Origin of the sequence: Candidatus Poriferisodalis sp., assembly GCF_965208485.1 — a bacterium.
Classification (GTDB): Bacteria; Actinomycetota; Acidimicrobiia; order Acidimicrobiales; family Poriferisodalaceae; genus Poriferisodalis.
Genome location: NZ_OZ242344.1, coordinates 2020940 through 2036701 on the forward strand (window position 1 = coordinate 2020940; position 15762 = coordinate 2036701).

Consider the following 15762-nt stretch of genomic DNA (forward strand, 5'->3'; position numbering starts at 1 on the left):
GGGCGGCTCTCAGCGCGAGCCGCTCGGCTAGCACTGAGGGGCGATCTCGCAGCCTGAGGGGTCGGTCCAGAAGAGCATCGATGTGCCCATCGCCGCGTAGACGGCGACGGCCAGAATCAATCCGACGACAAAGAGCCACGTGAAGATCTTGTTGTCGAAGCGCAGATGCATGAAGTAGGCCACGACAATCTCGAACTTGACGACCATCAGGATGAGCAGCAGCGGGACCTCGAGCGGGCCTGGGGGCGCGAAGTAGATCAGCACCTCGGCCGCGGTGAGCACCGCCAGCAGCAGCGCAACCTTGATGTAGCCCCAGTCGGTCAGGCCGTGCCCATGGTCGTCGTGGGAGCCATGGTCGTCATGGTCGTCGTGCTCGTCGTGGGCCTCTTCGGCGATGGATTCGGTAGCGGTGCTCATCGCTGTCTCCCCACGCCTACGGGATCAGATAGACGACCGCGAAGATCACGATCCAGACGATGTCGACGAAGTGCCAGTACAGGCCGATGATCTCGACCGTCTCCGCTCGTTCGGGGCCGAGAATCCCGCGGTTCACCAGCACCCACAGCGTGACCAGCATGACGATGCCCAGCGACACATGCACGCCGTGGAAGCCGGTCAGCGTGTAGAACGCCGACGACGAGATGCTGACCGTGAACCCGAGGCCCTCCCGGTAGAAGCTGGTGAACTCGTACACCTGCCCGGCAATGAACACCGAACCCAGCGCAGCGGTGGTCAGCAGCCAGAGCTTGCAGCGCTCCATCTCGCGCCGGGTGATCGAGGAGACCGCCAGCACCATGGTGAGCGAGCTCATCAGCAGCACGAACGAGCTCACCGAGGTGAACGGGATGTCGAACAGGTCAGCCGCCCGCAGCGACTCCACGCCCGACAGCGGCTGGCGGTTGCGCAGCAGCAGGTACGTCGAGATCAGCGCACCGAAGAGCAGGCAATCTGAGCCCAGGAAGGCCCACATCGTCATCTTCTCGTTGCTCAGCCGCGTGGTGGGCGGCATGATCTCGTAGTCGTCCCATTCGGTGCGCGGGTAGGCGACCTGCGGCTCGTCGGGATCAACGGACTCGACGGCTGCTGCTGTGCTGGGAGTCGCCGGGGTCTCAGTCACCTGCAGCCTCCCCGTTGGTCGCGCTGGCAGCCAACTCGCCGTTCTGCTCTGCGTGGCCGTCACCGTCGCCGTCGTGACCCCCGTCGTCATGGTCATGGTCGTCGTGATGGCCGTGAGCGGCGTCGGGATCGGTCGGCGGCTCCAAGCTCCAGCCGTACATCGAGCCGACCAGCAGCAGCAGCCCGATGCCGGCGATCCAGAGGTTGTAGATCAGGCCGAACCCGATAAGCGGCAAGCCCATCGCCAGCACGATCGGCCAGTACGACGGCGACGGCAGGTGCGGATGCTGGTCGCCGCGCTGGGCGATGTCTTTGCCGTTGGCGATCCGCCGCAGCCTGCCGTCGGAATCGGGCTGGTACTTCTTGTGCCAGAAGTCGTCGACATCGGTGACCACCGGCACGTAGTCGAAGTTGTGCTCGGGGGCCGGCGACGGGATCGCCCATTCCAGCGTGCGGCCGTCCCACGGGTCGGCGTCGGCCTGCGGCTCGAGTCCCCGTCGGTAGCGGCCCCAAGTCCGAAAGATGTTGACGGCCAAGATCGCCATGGCGACGAACATGAAGAAGTAGCCGATCGTGGCGACCTTGTTCCAGAACTCGAAGCCGTCGAACTCGCCGTACACGCTGTGTCGCCGAGCCATGCCCTGCAGACCCACGATGTGCATCGGTCCGAACGTGGTGTTGAAACCGATGAGCATCAGCCAGAAGTGCCAGCGGCCCATCCACTCGTTGAGGTGATAGCCGAACGCCTTGGGCCACCAGTAGTACAAGCCGGCGAACATGCCCATGAGGGCGCCGCCGACGAGCACGTAATGGAAGTGGGCGACGATGAAGTAGGTGTCGGTCTGCTGGGTGTCGGCGGGAGCGATCGCGTGCATGACACCGGACAGACCGCCGATGGTGAACATCGAGACCAGCGACACCGAGAACATCATCGGCACCGTGAAACGGACCTTGCCAGCCCACATGGTCGCAATCCAGTTCAGGATCTTCACACCGGTCGGCACCGCGATGAACATGGTCGTCGCTGAGAAGGCGGCCACCGAGACCGGTCCCATGCCGGCCGTGAACATGTGGTGGGCCCACACGCCCCAGCCCATGAAGCCGATAGCGGCGCCCGACAGCACCACGATCGGGTAGCCGAACAGCGGCTTGCGGCTGAACACGGGCAGCGTCTCGGACACGATGCCGAATGCCGGCAGGATCAGGATGTACACCTCAGGGTGTCCGAATATCCAGAAGAGGTGCTGCCAGAGCAACGGGTCGGCGCCGGCACTGACGTCGAAGAAGTTGGCATCGAAGGTCCGGTCGAAGGTCAGCAGGATCAGCGCCACGGTGATGACCGGCAGCGCGAACACCAGCAGGAACTGCACCACCAGGATCATCCAGGTGAACACCGGCATGCGCAGCAGCGTCATGCCGGGGCAGCGCATGTTGATGATGGTGACAAGCAGGTTGAGCGCCCCCAGCAGTGAGGCGATGCCGGCGATCTGCAGGCCGAGTGCGTAGAAGTCCATGCCGTTGCCGGGGCTGTAGGCCAAGCCCGTGTTAGGCGCGTAGGCGAACCAGCCGCCGTCAGCGCCGCCGCCCAGGAACCAGCTGAGATTCAGGAAGATGCCCCCGAAGAAGAAAATCCACAGACCGAGGGCGTTCAGTCGGGGAAAGGCCACATCCCGGGCACCGATCTGCAGCGGCACCAAGTAGTTCGCGAATGCATTCGCCAGCGGCATGATCACGAGGAACACCATCGTGACGCCGTGCATGGTGAACAACTGGTTGTAGAAGTCGGCGCTGATCACCTCGCCGTCGGGCGCCCACAGCTGCAGGCGCACCAAGCCGATCTCGATGCCTCCCACGAGGAACCAGAACAGGGCGAGCGCGCCGTACATGATCCCGATCTTCTTGTGGTCAACCGTGAACAGCCACTCGCGCCAGCCCGTCGCGTGGGTCGGGCGTGCGAACACGCCGGTGCGAGACATGACCTCGACCGCTGCGCCGTCGCCGGCGGGCTCCAGCTCGGTGCTTGGCCCGGGATCGTCGGGAGCATCGGGGCTGTCTGGTCGATCGGTGACGATTGCCATCGGGTCGTCCTCCTCAGCGTGCGCCGGCGTTCGTCGCGGGCAGCACCGGCTCGCTGCCAAGGGTCTGCAAGTAGGCCATCAGGTTGTCGAGGTCCTGATCGGTCAGCACCTCGGCGAAGTCCAGCATGCCCTGCTGGTTGTCCGCGCGTGCGGGCTTCATCTCGGGCGCGTTGCGCACCCATTCCCGCAGCTCGGCGAGGTTGAGGATGAGCTTGCCGTCAGGTCCGCGCAGGTACTCCCGGTCGGAATCCTGCAGATAGGTCTCATACAGCGCCCCCGCGAAGGCGGTGCGGCTCATCAGGTTCGTGAGGTTCGGCGCGACGCCTGCAAGCAGGTTCGCTTTGCCATTGGCCGCGCTGTCGTACACCCCGTCGACCACATGGCAGCTGATGCAATGCGTTTCGAACAGGGCGGCGCCTGCAGCCTCAGCTGATCCCTCCTCGAGCGGTTCTTCGGCCCGCTGCTGTCCTGCTTGCTGCTCAGCGAGCCAACGCTCGAAGTCGGCTTCGGTCAGCACGATGGCCCGCATCTGCATGTTGGCGTGGCTGAGACCGCAGAACTCCACGCATTCGCCGTAGAAGATGCCGGGCTCGGTGGAGCTGATCCGCCAGTGGTGCACGCGACCCGGCACCACATCCCGCTTGCCGTTCAGCTGCGGGATCCAGAACGAGTGGATGACGTCGTTCGAGTGGAGTTCAAGGTTGATCTCCTCGCCGACGGGAATGACCAGATCATTCGCAGTGACAATGTCCTCAGCGTCGTCAAAGTCGCCGTTGGAGTTGACGTCGTAGGTGAACTGCCACCACCACTGCTGGCCTTCGACCTTGATCTTGCGGCCGTCGCCCTCACGGGCGAGCGCGAACACCGTCGGCAGCGTGATGACCGTCAGGAAGACGAGCAGGACGGTCGGAATCAGCGTCCAGGTGATCTCAGCCTTGCGGTGGCCGTGAATCTGCGGCGGCAGATCGTCAGGATCGTCGGTGGGCTTGGCCCGGAACTTCAGGATGATCGCGCCCACCGCGGCCGCCACGAAGATGCCCACTCCGACGGCCATCCAACCCGACAGGCGCATGATCCAGTCAATGTCCCTGGCGTTCTCGCCGACGGGTTTGGTGGCGTCGAGCTGACCCGTGGCACAGCCGGCAACCAGCAGAGCGACACCTGCCAAGGCGCTGACGCGCCAGCGTCGAGCGAATCGGGCGCCCATCACTCGTGACCCCCCTCAGACTCGCTCATCTCATCAGATGAGTGCGATCCATCGTCGCCAACCTCGGCATGACCGTCAGGGTGGTGGAACTCGCGCTCGCCGACGACGGCAGAAGCGATGCCCCCCACGATCAGCGCCACGCCGCCCAGCACGAGAACTGACGCAGCGATGGAGCGCCGGAGCCGCGGCTTGGCATACACGACGAAGGCGAAGGCGAGGATGACCGACGCGATCACGATGGCGACGAGGCTTGCAGCCGTCTTGCTCACCGTCAGGAAGATCCGCGACGCCAGCACCACCGGTATCGCGATGCCCAACGCGCCGTAGAGCGAGATCTCGAATGGCCGCATGAGCCGTGCCCGCTCAACGGCGTTGGACTCCGCATCGGTCGACAGGTGCTCGGCCCATGCGCTCATCGTCCATTCGAAGGCGGAGATCAGCAGCAGAGCCACACCGCAGATGGCGAGCAGCGAGTCGGCGACCAAGCCCACCATGAGCACGCCCATGCCCAGCGCCGCCATGATCGGCCAGTAGGCCGGCGTGGGTCGGTAGTCGGCCAGGTGCTCGCGGTCGAGCGAGTCGCCGTCGCCGACCGTCAGCGCCAGGGCGAACAGCAGTGCGAACGCACCGGCAGCGACGCCCAGCACGATCGTGGCGTACATGACCACGTGACCCGTGCCGTCCATGCCGGTGAGGACGCCCACCACGGCGGCGGCCGCGGCGGCCAGCGCGATGCGACCGGCGAAGTACCTGCTGGCGATGCCGACCATCGATCCCCTACTTCACCACGTACACGACGTACCAGGTGGCGGCCCACGCAAGCACGGCGAAGTCCCAGAAGAAGACTGCTGACCCCAGCAGCGTCGAGCGGTCGCGACCCACGCTGCCGCCCAGCGAGCGCAGTGTCATCAGGCCGAGATAGAACATTCCGACGATCAGGATGGCCAGCGAGAGACCGGTCACCGAGAAGGCCAAGTTCTCCCACTCGCCCGCGCCGAGCTCGATCCCCATGCGGTTCAGGCTGTACATCACCATGTTGAAGAAGGCGAACCCCATCACGAGCGTGATGGCCATGCCCACCCAGGTGTGGCCGCGCTCTCCGCGCCGACTGGCCCAGTGCGCCCAGTGCGCCGTCACGATCGAGACCCCCAGGGTGATGAGGGCGTAGACGAGCTGTGGGTTCGGTACTGACTGGCCGTCCAGCCAGGCATGTCCCGGGTCGTCTATGAGGTGCCGACGTGCCATGTAGTGGCCCAGCGCACCGGCGACCGCCATGGACCCTGCTGCAATGGCGAAGCCGGTCCCGACGAGCTGGCTGCGGGGGCGCGGCGGCGGGCCGGGAACGATGTAGCGCCCGGGCTGAGGCGCCTCAACGGTGCTCACAGTGGTTTCTGACATCAAGTCGACACCTCGGCAACCTCGCGCTCAGCGGATTCAACGCTGCCGTTCATCTCGGCATCGAGCAGCGGCGTTCCAGAGCTGAACTCGGGCAGAGTCTCCGCTGGGCCGAGCGGCGGGGGCGAGCCTGCCAGCCATTCGGGCGTCAGCCCGCCCCAAGGATCTGCATCGGCTTCGGCGCCCTTGCCCATGCCCACCGAGACCAAGAGATTCAGCACGACCAGCCCCATGCCCGCGAGCACGATGACTACGCCAACGCCGCCGAGCAACGACAGGCCCTCAGCTCCTGATGCATCCGTCAAGCCGCTGTACCTAGTGGTCAGCACCGGGTCGCTATAAACGAATTGGGGTTGCTCGGTGAAGGCACCGGACAGCGTGGGTCCGAGCCACGCCAGAAATGCGCCCCCGCCGATTGCGGCGAAGCTGGCCCATCCGACGAATTCGGACAACCGCCGCCCCCAGATCTTGGGTGCCCACCAGTGCAGTGCCGCCAGCGCTCCCAGCAGACCAGCCCCGTAGATGAGCAGGCTCTGCTGTCCCGTGACCCAAGTGGTGAAGCGCAGCGGGGCGTTCCCGTCGACGCCCCGGCCCGCAATTTGCAGCCAGTCCACACCAGCGCCGACCAACCCGACGAGCGCCGCTACGGCTATGAGCTTTCCGGCGCCGAAGGCCGCCAGCACCGCCGTCGTGGGACGCGGCCACTTGCGGCTCTGCCACACGGTGAAGCCCAGCAGCGCCAGCAGACCTCCGACTCCAGCGAGGGCACCTCCATAGAGGCCGACCAGGACAATGCCTTCCGGATCGTCGACGATGTCGGCGCCCTCGCCGACAATGCCAAAGTTGGCCCAGGCACCGAAGCCGAAGAGGCCGACGAGGCCCATGGTGAAATACAGCGCCAGCGGCTCGAAGACCCAGCGACGTGCAGCGGCCAGCATGATCTCAGCCGCCACGCCCAGCACCGGCACCACATAGATGAACAGCTGCGGCGTCCGGTACATCCAGTCGATGCGGGGCCAGATGCCGTAGTTGCCGTCCAGGAAGTGACGGCCGTACCCGTGGTCGATGTAGAGGAGCACGATCTGGCCCAGCACCACGCCGAGGCTGACCACCAGCATCGATGCCGTGACCAGCGCCGACCAAGCGAACGGCGGCGTGCGGTCCATGTACATGCCCGGGGCGCGCATGGTAAGCGTGGTGACAGCGACACAGATCGCGCCGATCAGCAGCGACATCACGAGTCCGGCGAGGGCGAGCAAGTGCAGCCTGACGCCGGCATCCCAGCCGCCGGCAGGACCGCCGTTGCCGATGTACGCACCCACCAGCACACCGAACGAGATCAGCCACCCCCAGAACGACAGCGCGGCTGCCCGGCCGAAGGCGATGTTCGGTGCACCTACCTGCAGCGGGACGATGTAGATGGCCACACCCAGGAAGAACGGGATGAGCATGCCGAACACCAGCGAATCGCGGGTGAACATGAAGACTTGGGTGAAGGTCTCGACATTGAGCACCGTGTGCCCGCTGTCTGACGCCAGATCGAAGCGCACCAGCGCATCGGTGATCGTGCCGACAAGCGCGAACAGCAGCGAGAAGCCGATGAACAGCCGGCCGATGCGCTTGTGATCGGTGGTGTTCAACAGACCGAACACGGTCGGGTCTTCTGCCTGCGAAGCTACGGCAGACCCTGTCGAAGGCACAGCTTCGGTGGTGGCGTCGGTCATGCGGCGAAGTGGTTCCCGAACTCGGCTGGCAGCGCCGCTTCGGGGCGACGCCAACGGCGAACTCTAGCGACCCGCGCGCCACTGGACCAGACTGCCCGCAGCACAGCTGCGGCGAACCAGATTGTCGACCGACTCCGCAGGCGAGGCAGTGTCGCCGCTCGGCCGCCGGTACGGAACCTCGGGTGCGTCACCATCCGAACCGGACGATCACGTCGGCCGCCATCGCTGCAAACAGCAAGCCCAGGTAGGCAATGGACATGTGGAACAGGCGCATCGCGGCCCTCGGCGTCAGCGCACGCCACAGCGCCAGCACTCCCGCACCGAACGCAGCTCCGGTGGTCACTGCAACTGTCCAATACAGGACTCCGGCGTCCGCGACGACGGCGAACCACAGCGACAGCGCGACCACGGCCGCCGTGTGCACCGTCATCTGGGTCAGCACCGAGCGCTCGCTGGCAACCGACGGCAGCATCGGCACATCGGCTTTGCTGTAGTCGTCGGCGTAGCGAACGGCCAAGGCCCAGAAGTGCGGCGGCGTCCAGAAGAACACGATCCCGAAGGCGATCCACGCCTCGGGCGCCAGCGAACCGGTCACGGCTGCCCATCCCACGAGCACCGGGGCGGCGCCGGCGGCACCCCCGATGACGATGTTCTGCGCTGAGGATCGCTTCAGCCACAGCGTGTAGACGAACACGTAGAACAGGCAGGCAGACAGCGCCAGCGCTGCCGCCAGCAGGTTGGCGCCCCACCACAGGATCCCGAAGGCCGCAACTTCGAGCAGGACGCCGTACGCCAGCGCAGCCCGGGGACTCACGGCGCCGGTTACCAGCGGCCGATGCGCGGTGCGTTCCATCGACGCATCGATGTCGCGGTCGATGAACATGTTGAAGGTGTTGGCGCCGGCGGCAGCCAACGTGCCCCCTATCACAGTGAGCACGACGAGAGCCCCCGAGGGCACGCCGCGCTCAGCCACGAACATGGGCGGCACCGTGGTGACCAGCAGCAGCTCGATGATGCGCGGCTTGGTGAGCGCGACCAATCCCCGCAGCGTCGGGCGCAACGTCGCCAGCATTGCTGTGAGGCTACGAGTGACCTCTAGCGTTTCAGCGTGAGATTGCCGGGCTCGTCGCCGTCGGGGCGCCGCTTGGTGTATTCAATGCGCCTGCAAGAGCACAGGCCGAGAATCACGCCTGCGCGGTTCGCGCTCGTCGCCCGCTGGGCACTGTGGGCGCTCGTGGCCATCGTGATCACGGGGTCGCTCGTGCGATTGACCGGCAGCGGTCTGGGATGCAGCGATTGGCCGAATTGCGAACCCGGCGAGCTCGTGCCGGCCGCCGACTTTCACGGATGGGTGGAATTCGGCAATCGCATCGTGACGGGGCTGGTCTCGGCAGCCGTCATCTTGGCCGTCGGCGCGTCGCTGTGGCGTCGCCCCCGGCGCGCCGATCTCGTGTGGTGGTCGCTGGTGCTCGTGGCCGGGGTGGCGTTCCAGATCGGTCTCGGCGCTGTCACGGTGCTGACGCATCTGTCACCGCCGATCGTCATGTCGCACTTTCTGGCGTCGCAAGTCTTGGTGTCGGCCGCGGTAGTGCTTCAGCACCGGGCAGAACGCGAACCGCCCGAACCCGCCTGCAACGCCACACGGCTTGCCGGCAGCATCCGTGCTCATGGTGGACTGTCAGGGCTGCTGACGGCAGCGGCTCTGTTCACGGGCACCGTGGTGACCGGCACCGGGCCCCACGGCGGCGACGAGCATGTCGAGCGGCTGCAGTTCGCGCTGCCGTCGGTGGCTCGCATTCACGGCATCACCGTGGCGGCGCTGACTGCAGCCACGCTGCTGCTCAGCCTTCGGGCGCGGCGGCTGGCAGCAGCGCATCGTGGCAAGGCGATAGGCGCCGCTGCGGCAGATCTCGGAAGGCGTATCCGCACCGTGATCGCTGTCATGGCCGCACAGGCGGCGATCGGCTACGTGCAGTACTTCAACGAACTGCCCGTGGTGCTGGTCGCGCTGCACGTCGTCGGGGCCACGCTGCTGACGATCACGATGACACGGCTGGTGCTGGCCGCGGAGGCCGCCCACAACCCAGCGGAGTCGCCGAATGGCACCGATCCGGTTGGCATCGCGTCCCGCGGCTTCGCAGAATGAGCCCGTGAGTCCGCCCGCTCCCACCATGAGGCCTGCACCGGCTGGTTCGAAGCCGCAGTTGCATGCACCGGTGGTGCCGCTGCCGCGGGCCCAAGCGGTGACCGAGACCGAGGTCATCCGAGAGACGACCACCGAAGACGACCACGACACGGACTCCCCGTGGGTCGTCCTGGTGTGGAACGACCCGATCAACCTGATGAGCTATGTCGTGTACGTGTTCCAGAAGCTGTTCGGCTACAGCGAATCCAAGGCGACCCAGCTGATGCTCGACGTGCATCACAAGGGCCGTGCAGCCGTTGCGTGGGGGACGCGCGAGCAGGCCGAGCTGGACGTCTTCCGCCTGCACGAATACGGCCTGTGGGCCACGATGCAGAAGGACGACTGAGCTGTGCCCGCGCCCCCGCCGACAACCGTCGGCAACCTTGATGCGAGAGCGGCGGGACGGTGACGGGGACTCGATTCGGAGCGCGCGGCTCGCTGGTGAGCGTGCATCTCGCGGACTGGGAGCGACGGCTGCTCACTGAGATGGTGGGCGAACTGCGCAGCAACCTGCTGGATCACACACCGGCCCGGGACGGCGGGGACGGCTTGGATCCGTCGCTGCGGCGCCTCTTCCCTCCGGCCTACTTGGGCGACCCCGACCACGACGCCGAGTACCAGCGGCTCATGCGCGACGAACTGCTCGCTGAGCGTCTCGACCATCTCGATCTGCTGGACTGCACGCTCGACGCCGACCATCTCGACGATGCGCAGGTCATCGCCTGGATGCAGGGCCTCAACGAGCTGCGCCTGGTGCTCGGCACACAGCTCGACATCTCCGAGGAAGAGGACCCGACCGATCTCGATCCGCACGATCCCGCCCAGCGGCCGCGGCTGCGGTATCACTACCTCGGCGGCCTGCTGGCAGAGCTCATCGACGCCGCGCATCGCTAGTGCCATCACAGCGGAATTCCCTGCATTCAGCACCGGTGGCCGCCGTTGTGGCGGGGCGTAGCCTGAGATGCCCTGCCCCCATCGTCTAGCGGCCTAGGACACCGGCCTTTCACGCCGGCGGCACGGGTTCGAATCCCGTTGGGGGTGCAGCTGGTCACCTCTGCGCCACACCGGCCTCCCGCTACTCGCTCATCCGTTCTGTCGAGGAACGGTTCGTTTCCTCGACAGAACGGATGACCTGAGACGGACTCGGAGGCAGATGCGCGGCAGCTGGTTCAGTCCGCGTTGACTGGGGGCGAATCGGCTTCGGGGGTCAGCGGGAGGCGGAGCTCGACGGTGGTGCCGGGGCCGTCGGTGTCTACGACGGCAGCGGTGCCGCCGTGGGTGCGCGCCACGTAGTCGACGATGGACAGGCCGAGTCCTGAACCGGGCAGGGCTCGAGCCTCGGGTGCCCGGAAGAAGCGCTCGAAGACGAGGCTGCGCAGGCCGGGATCGATGCCGGGTCCCCGGTCTCGCACCCGCACGATCGCCTGGTTGTCGTCGCGCACGACGCTGACCTCGATGGGCTCGCCTGCGGGCGACCACTTCACCGCGTTGTCCACGAGATTGCTGACTGCGCGCTCCAGCAGGGCCACGCTCGCCTCGACCCGGCAGGGCGCGAAGCTCGTCACGATCTCGACGCCTGCGCGGCGACGGTGCCGATCCGCCACAGCAGAGACGATCTCCGGCAGATCGATCACCGTCGGTTCTCCGAGCGAATGCTGGTCGGTGGCGAGCTCGATCAGCTCGGCCACGAGGTCGGTGAGCTGGTCCAGCTCGAACAGCACGTCATCGAGCATCTGCCGCCGCTCATCGGGATCGAGCACGGGCCGCGACTCGGGAGGCACATCGCTCTCGCCACCAGGCGACGGCTGGTCGGCCCGGGCTAACAGCTCGATGTTCGTGCGGATGCTGGTGAGCGGCGTGCGCAGCTCGTGGCCCGCGTCGGTGACCAGTCGATGCTGCTGGGCACGGGAGACAGCCAGTGCCTCGAGCATGGCGTTGAAGCTGGCAGCCAACTCGCCCAGTTCGTCATCTCGCTCGATCTCGATGGGCTGATCGAGATCTTGGGTCACCGCAACGTTGCGCGCCGCGGAGGTGAGCCGTCGCATCGGTCGGATGGCACGGCCGGCCACCCAGAACCCCAGCAGACCCGCCCCGGCAACTCCTGCCACTGCCACGACCGCCATGGCATTGCGAAGCCCATGGATGCTCGCGTCGACCTCCGTGAGCGGACGGGCCACCATGAGGGCACCTCGCCGTCCCAGCGGCACCGTCACGGCGCGCAGCCGGATTCCGTCGGCGTCGAGATCGTCCCAGTGCACGCGGGAACGATGTCCGGCGGCAACCGCTCGATCGGTCCTGGACACCGGCAGCGTTTGTTCCGAGAAGTAGCCGACCGAGCCGTCGGGTCCGATCACCTGAAGCATCACGTCATAGGTGACGTTGCGGCCGAAGGGCCGAAAGCGGATGGGCTCGGGCAAGCGATCTTCGCCGAGCCGCAGGAACTCGACCCGGTCCCAGATCTGCTCGTCGAGCGCACCGCGGGCCTCGTTGCGGGCGATCCACAGCACCGCGCCCGAGGTAGCCAGCACTGCGACGGCGACCGAGGCGGCCACCAGCAGTCCGAGCCGAGTGCGGAAGCTCATGGGCGCCTCAGTACGTATCCCACTCCGCGCACTGTCTGGATGGCGCCCCGCCGCTGGGTCTCGCCGGCCGGGGTGCACAGCTTGCGCCGCAGGTAGCCCACGTAGACCTCGAGGGAGTTCGATGCCAGCGACACGTCGTAGCCCCACACGGCGTTGTAGATCTCGTCGCGGCACAGGACCCGGTCGACATTGCGGAGAAACAACTCCAGCAGTCGGTGCTCGGTGTGCGTCAGCGTGATGTCGTTGCCGGCACAGGTGACCTCGTAGCTGGCGGTGTCCATCACGATGTCGCCGCAGGTGAGACGCTCGTGTTGCGCCGCGGCATCGTCGGCAGCGGTCCGACGCAGCAGCGCACGCACTCGAGCCAACAGTTCGTCCAGCGCGAACGGCTTCGGCAGGTAGTCATCGGCTCCGGCGTCGAGACCTTCCACCCGGTCGGCTGTCGAGCCGCGTGCCGTCAGCAGCAGGATCGGCAGCCGGCTTCCCGCGGCACGCAGCCTGCGGCACAGCTCGAACCCGCCCAAGTTCGGCATGGTGGCATCCAGCACCATCGCGTCGGCCTGCGCGGCGAGCGTCTCGCCTTCAAGGCCGTCGCTTGCGAGCAGCACTTCGTAGCCCTCGAGATGCAGCGCCCGACGCAGCGCTTCGCGGATGCGCTGGTCGTCGTCGACCACTGCGACGCTCGCGCTCATGGACCCATTGTGGGCCGCGCTTCGTGAGAGTCGGGTGAGAAAGCTCGTCCCGCTCAGCTCGCGGCGGAGCTGCGGTGGCGCAGGTGACCAATGGTGAGCGCCAAGCAGGCGTTTCGCTCAGATTCGTAGCTGAGTGCTCGCACGGCGTCGGAGATGTCCCACCAGGCCACTTCGTCAACCTCGCTGGGGTCACCCGCGAGGCGCTTGGGCAGCTTCGTCGGCTCCATCAAGTAGAAGAGCACCAATTTGGGCACGTCGCTGCCGATCAGGTAGCTGACTGGGTACGGCGCAGACGTGATCGCGCACCGGACGCCTGTCTCCTCGCGCACCTCACGCAGTGCCGCCTCTTCCCACGTCTCACCCCGGTCGAGGTGTCCTTTGGGCAGCGACCAGTCGTCATAGCGGGGCCGGTGAACGACCAGGACCGAGCCTTCATGGCAGACCACACCGCCCGCAGCCCGGTCGACAGGAGCATTGACATAGCGACCCCGCTCGATCTGGCGGCGGCGCGTCTTCGGCGGCACTTCCGCAGGCGGTGCCGTTGCGGCCTTCTTCCGCCGATTCTTCGACGACTTCGCCCCGTCGGATGCCACGGTTCGTGTCTAGCGCATCCACCAGCGCATCCATGCCGGCCACAACTGCTGGGTGCTGCCTGAAGAGGCCCGGTTCCTCACCGACGAGCTGATCGACGCCACCTGCATCGTGGGGACGGCCGACCAAGTGGCGGAGCGGCTGGAGGACCCCGGCGAGCGGGGCCTCGATCAGATCATGATCCTGCCCAACTTCGACCCGCGCTACGACGTGCTCGAGCGCGTCGGCCGCGAGATCATCCCCCGGCTGCAATCCGACTGATTTCGTTCTCCATCGGATGGCTGCCACTGCGAAGTCCACCGCGCGACCCCAGTGGACTGCTCGCTAGCCTTGTGCGCCGTTGTCGAGTCCTCTCGCATGGAGCTGCTTGGAATGAGCAACATCTGCCAAGTCACCGGCCGGCGACCGCATTCGGGCTTCAACGTGTCCCACTCGCATCGGCGTACCAAGCGGTGGTTCAAGCCGAATATCCAGCGGAAGCGATTCTGGGTGCCCAATGAGGGACGCTGGGTGACGCTGACCGTCAGCGCCAAGGGCATCAAGACGATCAACAAGCGCGGCATCGAATCGGTGGTAGCCGAGCTGCGCAACCGCGGGGAGAAGGTCTGATGCCCAAGAGCGACAAGCGGCCGATCATCAAGCTCAAGTCCACCGAGGGCACGGGCTACACGTATACGACTCGCAAGAACAAGACCAACACGCGCGACCGCATCGAACTGCGCAAGTACGACCCGGTGCTGCGCCGCCACGTCATCTTCAGAGAAGAGCGCTGAGAAAATCGCTGGAAGGCGCCGGAATCACCGGCGACGAGTGACCCAGAAACGGCGATGACTCAGCAGAGGCGAGTAAGCCTGCTGGCCGCGCGGCGTCTTGCCATCGGCGCCCAGGGGCTGGCAGCGCCGCTGCCGCCGGGCCGGCTGGACACCCGGCACCTGCGCCGGGCCATGGACCGCATGGGCCTGCTGCAGATCGATGCCGTCAACGCGCTGGCGCGCTCACACCTGCTGGTGCTGCGTGCCCGGATGGGCGGCACGCACGACGCTGTGCTCGGGCTGCTGGAGCGTGCGGCGTACGCCCGCCCGGCGACTGACCGGGAGCTGACCGAGTACTGGGGACATGAGGCGTCGTTCGTGCGTGTCGCCGACTGGCCGCTGTTCGGCTGGCGAATGCGCCGCGGCGCCGCCGGTGACATGTGGAGCGGGTACGCGCGCTTCGGGCAGGCCAACCAGCCCAAGATCGCTGCGGCGCTCGACTGGATGAACGCCAACGGTCCAGCGTCAACCGCCGAACTGGATGCCGCGATGGACTGGGGTCCTGGCGTGCGCGGGCCCTGGGGGACGCGCAGCAACGGAAAGCTGGCGCTGGCGTGGCTGTTCTGGGCCGGTCGCGTCGGCGTCGCCGATCGCGCCGGCTTCGTGCGTCACTACGACGTCATCGAGCGGGTACTGCCCCCAGAGGTGGTCGAGGCGGTAGTGGACGAACCCGACGCGCACCGAGCGCTGCTGGCCGATGCCGCACGCTGTCTCGGGGTGGCGACCGCCGATGACCTCATCGACTACCACCGGCTGCCGAAGCGCATCGCGCCAGCACGCATCGCCGAGCTCGTCGATGACGGCCAGCTCTGCGAGGTGGCAGTGGAAGGCTGGGATCGACCGGGGTATGTCCCCGCGGGTCAGCGCGCTGCCCGGCGGCGGTCCCGGTCGGTGCTGCTGAGCCCGTTCGACCCTCTCGTCTGGTACCGACCCCGCGCAGAGCGTCTCTTCGGCTTTCGCTACCGCATCGAGATCTACACGCCCAAAGCAAAACGGCAATACGGCTACTTCGTGCTTCCGTTCCTGCACGACGACGCGCTGGTCGCCCGGCTGGACGTGCGCTTCGACCGGGAGCACGGCCGGCTCGAGGTGCCCGCAGCATGGACCGAACCGGCGCATTGGCCCACCGGTGGATCTGCGCAGTCACGTGCGCTCGAAGCCCTGAGGGCGGAACTGCAGGCGCTGTCGAGGTGGTGCGGGGGCAACGGTGTCACGGTCGGACGCCGAGGCGATCTCGCCGACCGTCTCCGCGGCGCGATTGCGTAGAGTGCTCAAGCCACGCCAAGGCAACTGCTCGTTTGCGTACCGAAGGGCGACCCACGCATGAGCGCCGAGTCCGCTGACTCACGTCCTCTGCGTCAGATGGTTCGGATTCGCTTC

At 66.6% G+C, this 15762-nt stretch carries 18 protein-coding genes and 1 tRNA gene; 8 read left to right on the plus strand and 11 right to left on the minus strand.

Going from position 1 to position 15762, the window contains the following annotated elements:
- Positions 1 to 27: 27 nt before the first annotated feature.
- From ACOGXQ_RS09360 to ACOGXQ_RS09395, 8 genes are all read right to left on the minus strand, one after another.
- Complete coding sequence (locus tag ACOGXQ_RS09360; protein ID WP_419947137.1) at positions 28 to 417, minus strand: cytochrome C oxidase subunit IV family protein; 390 nt, start codon at positions 415 to 417, stop codon at positions 28 to 30.
- A gap of 16 nt (positions 418 to 433) precedes the next feature.
- Positions 434 to 1117, minus strand: coding sequence for a cytochrome c oxidase subunit 3 (locus ACOGXQ_RS09365; protein ID WP_419947138.1), 684 nt, complete (start codon positions 1115 to 1117; stop codon positions 434 to 436).
- Entirely contained in the window at positions 1110 to 3194 is a 2085-nt protein-coding gene (locus ACOGXQ_RS09370; protein ID WP_419947139.1) for a cytochrome c oxidase subunit I, read from the minus strand. Before ACOGXQ_RS09370 ends, ACOGXQ_RS09365 begins: the two co-directional genes overlap by 8 nt.
- Before the next feature lie 13 nt (positions 3195 to 3207).
- A complete protein-coding gene (coxB, locus tag ACOGXQ_RS09375) occupies positions 3208 to 4401 on the minus strand; it encodes a cytochrome c oxidase subunit II (RefSeq protein WP_419947140.1) in 1194 nt (397 codons plus the stop codon).
- A complete protein-coding gene (locus tag ACOGXQ_RS09380; RefSeq protein ID WP_419947141.1) occupies positions 4401 to 5171 on the minus strand; it encodes a hypothetical protein in 771 nt (256 codons plus the stop codon). The genes coxB and ACOGXQ_RS09380 overlap by 1 nt, the downstream gene beginning before the upstream one ends.
- Positions 5172 to 5178: 7 nt before the next feature.
- Entirely contained in the window at positions 5179 to 5799 is a 621-nt protein-coding gene (locus ACOGXQ_RS09385; protein ID WP_419947142.1) for a cytochrome c oxidase subunit 3, read from the minus strand.
- Positions 5799 to 7520 (minus strand): cbb3-type cytochrome c oxidase subunit I, encoded by a 1722-nt coding sequence (locus tag ACOGXQ_RS09390; RefSeq protein WP_419947143.1) that lies wholly within the window; start codon positions 7518 to 7520, stop codon positions 5799 to 5801. The genes ACOGXQ_RS09385 and ACOGXQ_RS09390 overlap by 1 nt, the downstream gene beginning before the upstream one ends.
- Positions 7521 to 7707: 187 nt before the next feature.
- Complete coding sequence (locus ACOGXQ_RS09395; protein WP_419947144.1) at positions 7708 to 8592, minus strand: heme o synthase; 885 nt, start codon at positions 8590 to 8592, stop codon at positions 7708 to 7710.
- 36 nt (positions 8593 to 8628) lie between these two features.
- On the opposite strand from ACOGXQ_RS09395, the gene ACOGXQ_RS09400 reads away from it, so the two are divergent.
- The 4 genes from ACOGXQ_RS09400 (at position 8629) to ACOGXQ_RS09415 (ending at position 10746) form a co-directional block, all read left to right on the plus strand.
- On the plus strand, positions 8629 to 9666 hold the full coding sequence (locus ACOGXQ_RS09400) for a COX15/CtaA family protein (RefSeq protein WP_419947145.1): 1038 nt from the start codon (positions 8629 to 8631) through the stop codon (positions 9664 to 9666).
- A gap of 79 nt (positions 9667 to 9745) precedes the next feature.
- Positions 9746 to 10051 carry an ATP-dependent Clp protease adapter ClpS gene (gene clpS, locus ACOGXQ_RS09405; protein WP_419947368.1) on the plus strand — a complete coding sequence of 102 codons (306 nt, stop codon included), beginning with the start codon at positions 9746 to 9748 and terminating at the stop codon, positions 10049 to 10051.
- Positions 10052 to 10110: 59 nt separating this feature from the next.
- Entirely contained in the window at positions 10111 to 10599 is a 489-nt protein-coding gene (locus ACOGXQ_RS09410) for a DUF2017 family protein (protein WP_419947146.1), read from the plus strand.
- Between the two features lie 74 nt (positions 10600 to 10673).
- Positions 10674 to 10746 (plus strand) — tRNA-Glu (locus ACOGXQ_RS09415).
- Positions 10747 to 10874: 128 nt separating this feature from the next.
- On the opposite strand, the gene ACOGXQ_RS09420 is transcribed toward ACOGXQ_RS09415, so the two are convergent.
- From ACOGXQ_RS09420 to ACOGXQ_RS09430, 3 genes are read right to left on the minus strand one after another with little or no spacing between them, the layout of a single operon-like run.
- Positions 10875 to 12287 carry a HAMP domain-containing sensor histidine kinase gene (locus ACOGXQ_RS09420; RefSeq protein ID WP_419947147.1) on the minus strand — a complete coding sequence of 471 codons (1413 nt, stop codon included), beginning with the start codon at positions 12285 to 12287 and terminating at the stop codon, positions 10875 to 10877.
- Positions 12284 to 12979, minus strand: a complete 696-nt coding sequence (locus tag ACOGXQ_RS09425; RefSeq protein ID WP_419947148.1) for a response regulator transcription factor — start codon at positions 12977 to 12979, stop codon at positions 12284 to 12286. The genes ACOGXQ_RS09420 and ACOGXQ_RS09425 overlap by 4 nt, the downstream gene beginning before the upstream one ends.
- A gap of 53 nt (positions 12980 to 13032) precedes the next feature.
- A complete protein-coding gene (locus ACOGXQ_RS09430) occupies positions 13033 to 13572 on the minus strand; it encodes an NUDIX hydrolase (protein ID WP_419947149.1) in 540 nt (179 codons plus the stop codon).
- A gap of 52 nt (positions 13573 to 13624) precedes the next feature.
- Between ACOGXQ_RS09430 and ACOGXQ_RS09435 the strand changes: the two genes are divergently transcribed.
- From ACOGXQ_RS09435 to ACOGXQ_RS09450, 4 genes are all read left to right on the plus strand, one after another.
- Entirely contained in the window at positions 13625 to 13831 is a 207-nt protein-coding gene (locus ACOGXQ_RS09435) for a hypothetical protein (protein ID WP_419947150.1), read from the plus strand.
- A 111-nt stretch (positions 13832 to 13942) separates the two neighbouring features.
- Positions 13943 to 14179: a 50S ribosomal protein L28 gene (gene rpmB, locus ACOGXQ_RS09440; protein ID WP_419947151.1), complete on the plus strand. Its 237-nt coding sequence runs from the start codon at positions 13943 to 13945 to the stop codon at positions 14177 to 14179.
- Positions 14179 to 14343: a 50S ribosomal protein L33 gene (gene rpmG / locus ACOGXQ_RS09445; RefSeq protein WP_419907843.1), complete on the plus strand. Its 165-nt coding sequence runs from the start codon at positions 14179 to 14181 to the stop codon at positions 14341 to 14343. Before rpmB ends, rpmG begins: the two co-directional genes overlap by 1 nt.
- A gap of 54 nt (positions 14344 to 14397) precedes the next feature.
- Positions 14398 to 15648, plus strand: a complete 1251-nt coding sequence (locus ACOGXQ_RS09450; protein WP_419947152.1) for a winged helix-turn-helix domain-containing protein — start codon at positions 14398 to 14400, stop codon at positions 15646 to 15648.
- The last annotated feature ends 114 nt before the right edge of the window (positions 15649 to 15762 follow it).

What these genes read in the sequence shown, in the direction of transcription:
- ACOGXQ_RS09360 (WP_419947137.1), bottom strand. Translation starts at nt 417, where the DNA reads ATGAGCACCGCTACCGAATCCATCGCCGAAGAGGCCCACGACGAGCAC.
- ACOGXQ_RS09370 (WP_419947139.1), bottom strand. Translation starts at nt 3,194, where the DNA reads ATGGCAATCGTCACCGATCGACCAGACAGCCCCGATGCTCCCGACGAT.
- coxB (WP_419947140.1), bottom strand. Translation starts at nt 4,401, where the DNA reads ATGGGCGCCCGATTCGCTCGACGCTGGCGCGTCAGCGCCTTGGCAGGT.
- ACOGXQ_RS09380 (WP_419947141.1), bottom strand. Translation starts at nt 5,171, where the DNA reads ATGGTCGGCATCGCCAGCAGGTACTTCGCCGGTCGCATCGCGCTGGCC.
- ACOGXQ_RS09385 (WP_419947142.1), bottom strand. Translation starts at nt 5,799, where the DNA reads ATGTCAGAAACCACTGTGAGCACCGTTGAGGCGCCTCAGCCCGGGCGC.
- ACOGXQ_RS09390 (WP_419947143.1), bottom strand. Translation starts at nt 7,520, where the DNA reads ATGACCGACGCCACCACCGAAGCTGTGCCTTCGACAGGGTCTGCCGTA.
- ACOGXQ_RS09395 (WP_419947144.1), bottom strand. Translation starts at nt 8,592, where the DNA reads ATGCTGGCGACGTTGCGCCCGACGCTGCGGGGATTGGTCGCGCTCACC.
- ACOGXQ_RS09420 (WP_419947147.1), bottom strand. Translation starts at nt 12,287, where the DNA reads ATGAGCTTCCGCACTCGGCTCGGACTGCTGGTGGCCGCCTCGGTCGCC.
- ACOGXQ_RS09425 (WP_419947148.1), bottom strand. Translation starts at nt 12,979, where the DNA reads ATGAGCGCGAGCGTCGCAGTGGTCGACGACGACCAGCGCATCCGCGAA.
- rpmB (WP_419947151.1), top strand. Translation starts at nt 13,943, where the DNA reads ATGAGCAACATCTGCCAAGTCACCGGCCGGCGACCGCATTCGGGCTTC.
- rpmG (WP_419907843.1), top strand. Translation starts at nt 14,179, where the DNA reads ATGCCCAAGAGCGACAAGCGGCCGATCATCAAGCTCAAGTCCACCGAG.
- ACOGXQ_RS09450 (WP_419947152.1), top strand. Translation starts at nt 14,398, where the DNA reads ATGACTCAGCAGAGGCGAGTAAGCCTGCTGGCCGCGCGGCGTCTTGCC.